1 protein-coding gene is annotated in these 825 nt (G+C 51.3%); it reads left to right on the plus strand.

The genetic code is table 11. The features are described from left to right. Window positions 1–8: 8 nt before the first annotated feature. Window positions 9–825 (plus strand): metal ABC transporter permease (locus R7R24_RS25875; protein ID WP_318119985.1); only part of this gene is annotated, 817 nt, incomplete at its 3' end.

The following is an 825-nucleotide window of genomic DNA, read 5'->3' on the forward strand; positions in this document are numbered from 1 at the left end:
GCGGCGTAATGGAGTGGTTACGAGCACTGGCGATGAGTGGTGTAGACGCTGGATGGTTGAGCGACAGCTTTGCGTACGCTTTCATGGTGAACGCGATGGTCGCTGCGTTGATTTTGGGGCCGCTACTCGGCGGGCTGGGTACATTAGTGATTGCTAAGCGTTTGGCGTTTTTCTCCGAAGCAGTAGGCCACGCAGCACTGACGGGTATCGCTATTGGTGTTTTACTTGGTGAACCGCCAGAAAACCCAATCATAGGGTTGTTTAGCTTCTGCATGATCTTTGCGTTGCTGCTGCACTTCGTGAGAAATCGCACCAATGTACCTTATGACACGTTGGTCGGTGTATTTCTGGCGTTAGCTCTGGCGGTCGGGGCGGCGTTGCTGATGTACGTCGCACGTAAGATCAACATACACATGCTAGAAAACGTACTGTTCGGTTCGATTTTGACGGTGACCGATAGAGACATCACGTTGCTTGCAGTGAGCTGCTTGATCATCCTGCTGCTGCTGATTCCGACATTTAATCGCATTTTGCTCACGTGTATCAGCCCAGATATTGCTCGTGTGCGTGGCTTCAATACCAGCTTTTACGATTACCTATTCGTCATGATGATCACTTTAGTGACGATCGCCGCAGTGAAGATCATTGGTGCCGTGTTAGTGGGTGCGCTGTTATTGATCCCTGGTGCGACAGCTCGGTTGCTCACCAAGCGAATGGGAAGCTTTGTATTGCTTTCTTCTCTGCTTGCAACGGTTGCTTGCTTGGTTGGCACCATATTGCCAATGGAGCTCGACTTACCGGTGCCATCGGGCGCGTCGATCATCA

The organism is Vibrio sp. 704, from assembly GCF_033339295.1.